The sequence below is a fragment of the Candidatus Pelagibacter sp. HIMB1715 genome, assembly GCF_052047595.1.
Lineage (GTDB): Bacteria > Pseudomonadota > Alphaproteobacteria > Pelagibacterales > Pelagibacteraceae > Pelagibacter.
Map to the genome: position 1 here is coordinate 1 of NZ_JBNAJY010000034.1, position 7,552 is coordinate 7,552.

General features: G+C 31.1%; 9 protein-coding genes. 2 read left to right on the plus strand and 7 right to left on the minus strand.

All coding sequences use genetic code 11. The features are described from left to right. The coding region (locus ACTTAY_RS07035; protein ID WP_440672907.1) for a dihydrodipicolinate synthase family protein at window positions 1-984 on the plus strand (984 nt) is incomplete at its 5' end. Window positions 985-1,010: 26 nt separating this feature from the next. Here ACTTAY_RS07035 and ACTTAY_RS07040 read toward each other — a convergent pair. Next, on the minus strand, window positions 1,011-1,400 hold the full coding sequence (locus tag ACTTAY_RS07040; protein WP_440672908.1) for a DUF2306 domain-containing protein: 390 nt from the start codon (window positions 1,398-1,400) through the stop codon (window positions 1,011-1,013). 57 nt (window positions 1,401-1,457) lie between these two features. On the opposite strand from ACTTAY_RS07040, the gene ACTTAY_RS07045 reads away from it, so the two are divergent. Next, window positions 1,458-1,673, plus strand: coding sequence for a DUF6552 family protein (locus ACTTAY_RS07045; protein WP_440672914.1), 216 nt, complete (start codon window positions 1,458-1,460; stop codon window positions 1,671-1,673). Window positions 1,674-1,678: 5 nt separating this feature from the next. Here the strand turns inward: ACTTAY_RS07045 and ACTTAY_RS07050 are convergent, their stop codons facing one another. The 6 genes from ACTTAY_RS07050 to ACTTAY_RS07075 form a co-directional block, all read right to left on the minus strand. Further along, window positions 1,679-2,194: an SRPBCC family protein gene (locus tag ACTTAY_RS07050; protein WP_440672909.1), complete on the minus strand. Its 516-nt coding sequence runs from the start codon at window positions 2,192-2,194 to the stop codon at window positions 1,679-1,681. An 8-nt stretch (window positions 2,195-2,202) separates the two neighbouring features. Then, window positions 2,203-3,417: a Coenzyme F420 hydrogenase/dehydrogenase, beta subunit C-terminal domain gene (locus ACTTAY_RS07055; RefSeq protein WP_440672910.1), complete on the minus strand. Its 1,215-nt coding sequence runs from the start codon at window positions 3,415-3,417 to the stop codon at window positions 2,203-2,205. Then, entirely contained in the window at window positions 3,417-4,148 is a 732-nt protein-coding gene (locus ACTTAY_RS07060; RefSeq protein WP_440634018.1) for a class II aldolase/adducin family protein, read from the minus strand. The genes ACTTAY_RS07055 and ACTTAY_RS07060 overlap by 1 nt, the downstream gene beginning before the upstream one ends. After that, window positions 4,148-5,041 (minus strand): NAD(P)-dependent oxidoreductase, encoded by an 894-nt coding sequence (locus tag ACTTAY_RS07065; protein WP_440672911.1) that lies wholly within the window; start codon window positions 5,039-5,041, stop codon window positions 4,148-4,150. The genes ACTTAY_RS07060 and ACTTAY_RS07065 overlap by 1 nt, the downstream gene beginning before the upstream one ends. 1 nt (window position 5,042) lies before the next feature. Next, window positions 5,043-5,885, minus strand: a complete 843-nt coding sequence (locus ACTTAY_RS07070; RefSeq protein WP_440672912.1) for a HalD/BesD family halogenase — start codon at window positions 5,883-5,885, stop codon at window positions 5,043-5,045. Window positions 5,886-6,197: 312 nt separating this feature from the next. Next, window positions 6,198-7,448 (minus strand): hypothetical protein, encoded by a 1,251-nt coding sequence (locus ACTTAY_RS07075; protein WP_440672913.1) that lies wholly within the window; start codon window positions 7,446-7,448, stop codon window positions 6,198-6,200. Between the last annotated feature and the right edge of the window lie 104 nt (window positions 7,449-7,552).

Consider the following 7,552-nt stretch of genomic DNA (forward strand, 5'->3'; position numbering starts at 1 on the left):
AATAATTATATGAATAAATCTAAATCATTTGATCCACTTTGGGTTCCAATTATTTCTCAATATCAAAACACAAAAAATTTAGAGCTAGATAAAAAGCTTATTCAAAAACACATCCATTGGTTAGACCCACATGTAAAACAATTCTTGGTATGTGGAACTACAGGTGATGGATGGAATTTAACTGATGAATTAATAATCAATTGGTTAGATATATTAAATGATAATTCTTTAATTAAAAAAGATAACAAAATATTATTTGGAGCATTTGGAAAAACAACAGAAGATGTTTTAAGACGGACAGATATAATTGAAAGATATATAATTAAAAATGGATCCTCTGCAGGTTTTTTTGGATTAACTTTATGTGCTCCTGTTGAAGAAAACATCAAACAAGAAGAAATTATTTCACATTTTAAAAGTATTATTGAAAATACGTATTTGCCAATTTCTATCTATCAATTACCCCAAGTAGTAAAATGTAATATTGAACCTAGAACATTAAAAATATTAAAAGATAATTTTCACAATAGAATTCAATTATTTAAAGATACTAGTGGTGAAGATGATGTTGTTAATTCTGGAATTAATTTTAATGATTTAATATTTTTAAGAGGAGCAGAGGAAAATTATTTTGATCATTTACAACCAAACGGAAAATATGATGGATTTTTATTAAGCTCAGCAAATTGTTTTGGGAAAATTTTAAGAGAAATTTGTAATAATGTTGCAAACGGTAATTTTAAAGATGCAGAAAAGATGTCTCAAGAACTAAGTGATATAATTAGAGTTTCATTTTCAGAAGGTCAAAAACTAGATTTTGGAAACCCTTTCTCTAATGTAAATAAAGCCTTTGCTCATGTCTTGATTAATAAAGATAATCTTAGCTGCAAAACATGTTTTGATAGAAATATACCTGGTGAATTTCTCAATGATATGTTTTTATTATTAGCTAAACACAATTTAACTAAATCTCTAAACGTCTAAATTAAAAGATCTTAATTTTAATATTTTTAGCCTATTAAAATTTGATGCATGACACGTCCTGGATAAAGCGTAAAAAAGCCTGTAAGGATTAAAGCAAAAAAATATAAAGCGATCATTACTTGTTTGTGACGTTTAATATTACCAACTCTTACAAAGTAAATTCCAAGACCAAGAGAGAAAATTGTCCACAAACTCAATAAATGTATAGGGCTATAAGCACCCCATAATTTTATCTCATGTATAAATAAAGAAGATATCGCTACAATCAGCATTAAGCCTACCCAAATACGACCTAACAATTTATGAATGGTTCTACCTTTTTTCATAGAAAGTTGTATGCCACCTAAAATTATAGCAATCATTGCCATAATAGCGTGAACTGGTATGGGGTGAGTTTCATTGAACAACAAAGTCATGTTTAAATTTTATTACCATATATCATAACCAAGAATATATAGTTCATCATTAATAAAATAAAATTTGTTGATTATGTAAAATGGGTAGCAACTATAATTCAGTTAATTGGGTATGGTTTGACTGGTTTAAATATGACCCCCTATAATGTTTATTTATTTTTTTTAGGGATTTTTCTTTGGTTTGCAGTTGGAGTTATGTGGAAAGATAAAGCAATAATGGTGGTACACGTAGGTGCTTTTATCTCATTGCTTGTTGGATATTTAAACGCTTAAGTAATTTATTTTCTTCTCAAAACTTCTTTCTTCAACGCCTCGTTCACTTGATTGTAAGCAGGCTCTACCCAAGAGCTATCCCAAAAGTTTACATAAAATCCTGTATACTCTTCTTTTTGAATAACCTTTGTACCTTCTTCTACCTTTTCTAAAATATAGTGATGGTCAAAAGTTATGATACCTCTGTAACCACCAAATTGATTAAGATGAAAAGGTGGTTCAAACTTAACTACCTTAGATTTGATTTTGGTTGGCTTCTTACCTTTTTCAACCACTGTATTTACAATCTTAGCATCTTTAGCATAATCACCAACTGCATTAACAATTACAGGGTTCCAATTTTTATAATTTGATGAGTCTGTAATAACAGCCCATACTTCTTCTGGTTCTGCCTGAATTATAATTTCAGTGAATACTTTGCTATATCCTAATTTTTTTGAAAAATTATCCATTAAAGTGCATCCAGTTAACATAAACAATGATAGCAAGATAGATAAAAATAGAAAAATTTTACGAAGCATAAACTTAATTAATTTCCTAATCTTTTTGAAACACCTTGTTCTTGTTGTTTGTTAAACTCATCATCGTTTGAATTATATAATTCTTCTATTCTAAGGTTTTTAGTTCTAATTGTTGGAACATTATTATTTTTCATTCCAAGATGTCTTGCAAAAACCGCTTGTTTTTTACTTGTTTGATGAGGTTGAAAATCTTTAATGTCTTCAATGGTTACTTTATCTCCTTTAACAAGATAACCACTTTCAACCGCTTCATTAAAAACTTTAATTCCTTTTTTAGTTCGCATCACTGCAGCATTAAAACCTTCATCTTCTCCTTTAGGTGAACCTCCTCTCCAAGTATCTAGAGCTGCAATATCAGAACTTTCACCTATTGCATCTGGGCATATTTTACATCTAAAAGGAACTTTCCAATTACTTTCATCTCCCCAAAAAGAATTATAATCTTTATCAAACTCTCTTTGATCTTTTGTTTTGATATACATTCTTCCAGGGTTACCAAATCCTCTATATCTAAATTCCTCTAACTCTTCTTCTTTAACATTAAAACTATCAATAAATTCTTGTGATTTTGTAAGTTCTTGAAAACCTCCACAAACAAGCGTGAATATATATTTGCAATACTGATCAACTCTTTCATCTGATTTAGCAAGCAATCTAATAGCTCCAGCATCACAAGGTTTACCAACAAAAGCAAAGGTTTGTTTTTTATCTAAAGCTTTATGAAATTCACTTAAAGGTGAAGATGGACCGTATCTTGATCTACTTTCACAGTTAATTAAGTCCTCTTTATTATAACTGTATTTTACAATGTTTCGCATCCGGTGATCTTTGTCCCCTGCTGTATGCATTATAAAATCAACTTTCTTTTGTTCTAATAAATATAAAGACAATCCATTTAACAAACCACCTGTTGAACTTTGAAATCTTATCTTTGGATCAGTGGACCATGAATAATATAAATCAAAATAATTTCCCCAAACCAAATCTTTATTAGATCCTTCATTTTCTTTATGATCTTCGGGTCCCTCAGCAATAACTCCAGGACAAACTTTTTTAATTTCCTCTAAAGTTTGATTTGATATTGGTGTTAATTCTTTAGGTTCTAAATTACCTTTGTCACTCATCTCCATCTCAATTGAGTTACCTGCAATACTTTTACAAAGTCCGCAGCCAATACAAAGGCCATTTTTTACAATATCATCTAAAGAATTAATTTTTGTCATTACTCTTTGTATGATGGGTCTTTTGCATCACATCTTCTAAGTAATGCTGGCCACTCATTTAAACCTGGTGAAAATAAATCATATTGTTTTTGAGATAATTTCCACATCTCCTCTGTTGCTCTTTCAAGAGGAAGTCCTGAACCTGTTGCTTGTACTGCAACCTCACACATTCTAATTGCATAATACATATTCATAAAAGCTTCCCCTGCTGTTGCACCAACAGTTAAAAGACCATGGTTCTTCATAATCAAAACCTTATTGTCTCCCATGTTTTCAGCAATTCTAACTCTCTCATCTTTATTAATCGATAATCCTTCCCACTCGTGATAACCAACTTTTCCATAAAGCATTGAACTATCTTGTACTAAATGAGGGATACCATCTTTCAATGCCGTTGCAGCTAAAGCTGAAGGAGGATGTGCATGAAAGACAAATTTTGCATTTGGATGATTTAGATGAATAGCACTATGAATAATAAAACCTGCAGTATTTGCTTTTTCAGGTCCTTCTAAAACTTTACCATGCTCATCTACTTTAATTAAGTTTGATGCTTTTACTTCTTCATACAACAAACCCATCTCGTGCATAAAAAATGTATGATCCGTTCCAGGTGCTCTTGCAGTGATATGGTTCCAAACCGTATCATCCCAACCCATCATGTTTGTTAATCTAAACATGGCAGCAAGATCTACTCTTACTTTCCAATCTGCTTCGCTTATATTATTTTTCATCATCCCTCCTTTGAAAAAGTTAATTTATTATTTTGTTCTAAAAGTTTAATCACTTTTAAGTGATTAGAATTTGGTCCATATCTTTTAATCGCTTTGTTATAAATTTTTGAAGTTAAGTTCATTATTGGTAGTTTTAATTTTTGTAATTTAATAATTTCATTAGCAAGATTTAAATCTTTCATCGATAAACCTAAAAAGAAAGAGGGATCATAATCTCCATTAATCATGTTAGGGCCGTATCTTGTTGATGTATAACCACCACTTGCACTTTTATCGATGATCTCTAACATTGTTTTTGGTTTAATCCCTGACTTTACTCCAAGCATCAACGACTCTGAGAGTGATAAATAGTTTAAATAACAAAGGCTAACTTGTGCAATTTTAGCAGCATAACCAGCACCTGGTTTATTTAAATAATAAATGTTTTTACCTAATATATTAAAGACAAACTTAAGCTTATTAACTGTCTTTTTATTGCCTCCAATAAATATTGATAAATCTCCTGATTGAGCCTTTAAATTTCCACCTGATATCGTTGCATCAACAAATTGATTTATTTTTTTACTTAATTTTTGTTTTAAAAGATTAAAGCAAGTTAAAGAATTAGTTGAACAATCAATCCAAATTTTATTGTTACCTAATTGATCAATGATTTTACCTTTACCAATTGATAATGCTTTAATTTGTTTTGGTCCAGGAACGCAGGTGATAATTACATCAGAAAACTTAATTAATTCATCTAATGAGCTTGTTGCTTTTGCTTTTTTAGATTTAAATTGTTTTAAAGATTTAAGACTTACATCGTAACCCAATAAATCTATTCTTTTAGATTTATGCAAGTTTAATGCCATTGGCAAACCCATATTACCTAAACCAATAAAACCTATTTTCATATCAATCCATCAACCCATCTACTTCAACATTATTTCTCTCATAATGAATTGGAAGTGCTTTACCGTAAACTTGTTTAGAATGTTCTGGTTTATTAACTCTGTAACTATCTTTTACATATGTTGGTAATGCAATGTAACGAGAAGTATTTCCTTCTATTTTTGTTACTCTATGCATAGAAAATCTTCCTTTAAATATTTGAAGATCCCCTGGTTGAAGGTCTAATGATTTAACTTTATCTCTTGAACCACGAAGAACTTTAGTAACCTCATCAAAGTTTTCATTTTCAGTACTTCTTAAATCAGGTGAATATTCAAACAATCCGCCCTTTTCAGCTTTTTGAATTAAAATACTTAAAGTAAATTCATTTCCATCAAAGTGCCAAGGAAAGTAATGATCTTTATGCATGATACTATATGGATTTTTACCCAAAGGATCTGACCATCGATAAAGAGGAAAAACTCCTAAACTATCTGAAATAAATTTTAACATTTCCTCAGACTCGTAAAGTTTGTTTAAATCAGATTGCTCTTCTAAATCATCTGAATTGATGTATCCACTTTCTCTAAATGAAAATACTCTTTTTGGATGATCTTTAGATAAATTTTCATCATCTTTTGAAAAATAAGGGTTGTGATGATCTTTAGTCCAATGAGTTTTAGGAAGATTTCTTTCAACTTCTTCCTTCATTCTTTTCAAAGACTCGCTAAGTACAAAGTTTGGAAGTACACAACATCCATCTTTATCTAGTAGCTCTCTATTTTTAGTAATTAAATCTTGGTACTCTTTTGATCCTGTTTGATCAATTGGGTAATTTTTTAAGTTAACAATGTTTTTTATTTCCATAATTCTCCTTTAATTAAAATTAATTTTTAAAAAAAGAAGTGATTACAATTTCGTGGGCGTTGAAGAATTTATGTGGTTTTTACAGTCTACTTTTTGAAGTAATAAATTAAATAAATTAGATGATAACTTTGAACTCAAGCCAACTCTAGCCAGCCTATGACAGTGAGTAAAAAGATTAAGATTCATAAGCAAACCGTATTCTATTTTTTACCCTAGGTAAAGATAATTTGATCTAACTCTTTTTGATTTAGAAAATGAAGATAATTAAATCTAGATAGTGGGGGCTAACGCCCCCACAAACTTAATTTAATATTAGTCTAGACTATAAATTGTAACTGATTTTTCTTTATCAACTTCGTTAGCACTTATAAATAAGTTCCGTTCAGGTATAGCAACCAAACCTTCTGGTCCAATACCTGTTGGCAAAATAGTTACTAATTCTGGATTTGATAAATCATTTGCTTTATATACACCGATAGCGTTAGCTCTTTCAGCACCCACAAAGATATAACGTGTATCACCGTATATTGCTACTTCAACTGACTCTGGTTCAACACCTTTTTTCTCTGCACGATTTTCTGGCCAGTAACCTGCTGATGCAAGTGCTCTTTCATATGATGAACCTGACTCGTATACAACAGAGCCATCTTTGTTAAAGATTGTCCATCCACGGCTACCACCTCGCTTTGCCTGACCTGGTGCTTCATGTTTATAGTCACCCTCATTTGCTGTTGCAAAATGATCATTGTCAATCCATTTAACTGCATCTGGTTCTCTTCTAACATTTTCAATAGTGTCAACCATGTTTAGTTTACCATCTTTTTTATTATCAATACCTTCAAGTGTTACTAGTCCTGCATCAAACTCTGAAATTACTTTTCCATTTCGATCAATAACTGCCATCCAGTTATTCTCTTGCATCGTAACAACTATCTCACCCAAGTTGTTGATATCAACAAACTCAGGTTCTGGATCGTTTGGAGCAATAGTTGAAAAACCAACTAAGTCTGCTTTAGTAACACTGTTATCTGCTAAATTAACAATTGCTACAAAACCACCTGGAAGTTGTGGAATTTTTTCGTCATTAATATCTTCGTTACGCTCATTTTCAATAGCTACTGCCACAAAAGTTCCATCTGGACTAACTGCAACAGAGTCTGGTTGTCCACCTAGTTCTACTTTTGCAACTTCTTTTTCTGAAGCAAGATCAATAACTAATAAGTGACCACTTGGTTCTACATAGTTTTTAGAAGTATTAATACCTACATATGCTTGTCCATTTTTGATCGCAACACTAGTTGGTTCACCACCCAAATCCATTGAGCCTAATGGTTTAGGATTTGCTGGATCAGTAATATCGATCATACCTAATGCATTTGCAGGACTATCGCTATATACAAGCTTCATGCCATCCGCTGTTGCGGCAATAATTTCTGCTGATGTTTCCTCGGCACTAGGATTATTTGCTGGCGTCCCAAATTTTCCAATTTCTGAAAAGTCTGCATTTGCTGTGTTAACAATTGCAGTTGAGGCTAGAAGGCCTGCTAAAATAAATTTTATCATTAAGTTTTCCTTTTTCTGTTTTTATTAATTAACCAAATCAAGGAAGATGATATGTATTAGTTCTGTTACAAATTTATTTTTTAATTATAACAATTATATTACAA

Bases quoted from the DNA above. Each gene is read 5' to 3' on its own strand.
- ACTTAY_RS07075 (WP_440672913.1), bottom strand. From the start codon at position 7,448: ATGATAAAATTTATTTTAGCAGGCCTTCTAGCCTCAACTGCAATTGTT.
- ACTTAY_RS07070 (WP_440672912.1), bottom strand. From the start codon at position 5,885: ATGGAAATAAAAAACATTGTTAACTTAAAAAATTACCCAATTGATCAA.
- ACTTAY_RS07065 (WP_440672911.1), bottom strand. From the start codon at position 5,041: ATGAAAATAGGTTTTATTGGTTTAGGTAATATGGGTTTGCCAATGGCA.
- ACTTAY_RS07040 (WP_440672908.1), bottom strand. From the start codon at position 1,400: ATGACTTTGTTGTTCAATGAAACTCACCCCATACCAGTTCACGCTATT.
- ACTTAY_RS07050 (WP_440672909.1), bottom strand. From the start codon at position 2,194: ATGCTTCGTAAAATTTTTCTATTTTTATCTATCTTGCTATCATTGTTT.
- ACTTAY_RS07055 (WP_440672910.1), bottom strand. From the start codon at position 3,417: ATGACAAAAATTAATTCTTTAGATGATATTGTAAAAAATGGCCTTTGT.
- ACTTAY_RS07060 (WP_440634018.1), bottom strand. From the start codon at position 4,148: ATGAAAAATAATATAAGCGAAGCAGATTGGAAAGTAAGAGTAGATCTT.